The organism is Bacillus sp. JJ1127 (assembly GCF_036965845.1).
GTDB lineage: Bacteria > Bacillota > Bacilli > Bacillales > Bacillaceae_G > Bacillus_A.
Map to the genome: position 1 here is coordinate 10,303 of NZ_JBALQK010000148.1, position 2,192 is coordinate 12,494.

A 2,192-nucleotide genomic window follows, 5' to 3' on the forward strand; every position below is an offset into this window, starting at 1 on the left:
TTGATGTATATATAGTTTGTCTGAATAAGTTTTTCACTCTATTTTATTAAACTTGCAGAATCCCAAGTAAATTTCCTGATTTTCCAACCGAGTTTTCCTGTAATTAGGAAATCCAGTCCCCATTTCCGAATCCATACCATTCCTCGTTCTGGTCCCAAGCCGATGCAGAAAAGATCCATGTATGCTCGGTGAGAGGGTGCAGGACGTTTGTTTATATCCGCCATAATGACTTTTGCCAATCGTATTGCTTGAGGAATGGCTTCTTTACATGTCATTCTGTCTGTTCGTCCACTTACCGGATCTATAATATGTGCACAATCCCCGATACTATAGACACCTGGAGCCCCCTTGACACGATAACTAGTATCCACCATGACTTGACCATCAACCGTGAGGGGTAATCCAAATTTGTGAAGTGCAGGGCTCGGCAACAAGACAAGTGTCCAGACACATAGGCCAACGGGTATGGATTTGCTACCAGACATTTTTTTCTTAATAGCGTTTATAGCATTAAGTCCTGCGTATCCGCCTCCAATTATGATACATGTTCGTTTTTTTATACAAATCCACTCCTCCTTGCTTGTTTACACATATAACGAATCATAAATTCAGTTTGTGACATAAACGTAAAAATTTGATTTCACGTTACTTCCAAACAAATTTTTTTCATGATTTTTTTATACATACAACAATCATAGGGATAGGAGTGAATGGCTGAAAAAATTGAATAGAAGATACAGGACGAATCAATAGGCGAATTGAAAATAAGCAAAATAAAAATGATCTAAATAGACAACAACCAGGTTTTGTCATTAATACGAGCAACTACGAAGAGACAAGTAGAGGGAATTTGTATAAATTAAATACTGAAGGGAAGAAGAATCCTTTAACTACCCCAAGTGGTAAGACAATTACTATTAATAAGAACTACTTACATTACAACCCAATTCATAGTGAGAAAGGAAAGATTGAGGATTATTGGATTGAAGATGATTCCGTTCTAAACATTCTTGTACCTGCTTCATTACAAAAATATGAAGATGAAATAGAAGCTAACTTTCTTAAACATGAGTCGAATACAATACCCTATAACAAAAGAGACCCGCGAGGTCTCTTTTGTTTATCTTAATTAAAAATGATCAGCATGCGAGTATTGTATTACAGTTTCTTCTTTTTTCAGAGCATGTTGTGTACCACCTTCACTATTCAGACCAAATGCTAACGTTATTACTAACCCTAATGTTGCTAATACAATTTTTTTCATTATTTCAATGCTCCTTTACTAAAAATTTTTTGTTTCGCTTCGTAACACACATCAAAGTAATTACTAACTTTTTCATGATTATTTAACTTACGAAATTCAACAGCTAACAATTCTCCATATTCTTCAACGAAATCCCATAAACCTTGTTTCTTGAAATAAGAAATACCTTTTTTCACTTCCTCTTCTACTACTTCAATAGGTTTGCTTTCATTTAATAAACGTAAAATATTAAAGTGATATACATATTCTTCATTTCCTATTTCATTACAAACTTTTAAACCTCTTTCGATGAGTTCTTGAGCGACATTTGTTTCTTTTAGCTTATAATGTTCACGCGCTTGTAAGAACAATGCTTTAAAATGATTTGGAATTTGTTCTGTAACTTCAGATAAGTGACGAATCGCTAATGTAGATAAATTTTGTGTTGCATATAATAATCCAAGATTATGACGTACTACTAAAATTAGTTTCTCTTCACCATGTTTTTGTAAAATGTCAATGGATCGATTCAAATGTTCTTCTGCTTTTTCAAATTGTTTTAAAAATATACAAGCAGTTCCTAATGTATTTTCACAAGATGCAACTTTCACTTCATATCCAGCATGTTTTACAAATATTTCTTTTGCTTTACTTGCGTACTCGATCGATGTTAGCATTTTAGAAGTGTGATGTAGCACAGCGAATTTTTGATTGAATTCAGCATGCTCTAATTCATCAGAAATATATTCTAATAAACTTTCAGCTTCTTCATATTGTCTTTTAGCTTCATTGTAATCACTAAACATTAAAGTATGTTCAGCTTTGAAAGAATGATAATAATAAGCTGTAAGCTTGTCTGTTGTTTCATCAATAGAATCAATTACATCAAAGCTGTCTTTTCTAATGCTTAATCTATCAGTAAGTAGTCTGTATTTAAAATCTAACAAGG

Annotated in this window: 4 protein-coding genes; 1 reads left to right on the forward strand and 3 read right to left on the reverse strand. The window is 33.1% G+C overall.

Annotation, left to right across the window (positions count from 1 at the left end):
• Positions 1 to 38: 38 nt before the first annotated feature.
• Positions 39 to 485, reverse strand: coding sequence for an FAD-dependent oxidoreductase (locus V7183_RS15335; RefSeq protein WP_335360081.1), 447 nt, complete (start codon positions 483 to 485; stop codon positions 39 to 41).
• Positions 486 to 850: 365 nt separating this feature from the next.
• Here V7183_RS15335 and V7183_RS15340 point away from each other — a divergent pair, with 365 nt between their 5' ends.
• Positions 851 to 1,129 carry a hypothetical protein gene (locus V7183_RS15340; protein WP_097899739.1) on the forward strand — a complete coding sequence of 93 codons (279 nt, stop codon included), beginning with the start codon at positions 851 to 853 and terminating at the stop codon, positions 1,127 to 1,129.
• On the opposite strand, the gene V7183_RS15345 is transcribed toward V7183_RS15340, so the two are convergent.
• Positions 1,130 to 1,264 (reverse strand): hypothetical protein, encoded by a 135-nt coding sequence (locus V7183_RS15345; RefSeq protein ID WP_255257283.1) that lies wholly within the window; start codon positions 1,262 to 1,264, stop codon positions 1,130 to 1,132.
• Positions 1,264 to 2,192: tetratricopeptide repeat protein (locus V7183_RS15350; RefSeq protein WP_335360082.1), on the reverse strand; the 929-nt coding region annotated here is incomplete at its 5' end. The genes V7183_RS15350 and V7183_RS15345, both read right to left, overlap by 1 nt.

Bases quoted from the DNA above. Each gene is read 5' to 3' on its own strand.
- V7183_RS15335 (WP_335360081.1), bottom strand. From the start codon at position 485: ATGTCTGGTAGCAAATCCATACCCGTTGGCCTATGTGTCTGGACACTT.
- V7183_RS15345 (WP_255257283.1), bottom strand. From the start codon at position 1,264: ATGAAAAAAATTGTATTAGCAACATTAGGGTTAGTAATAACGTTAGCA.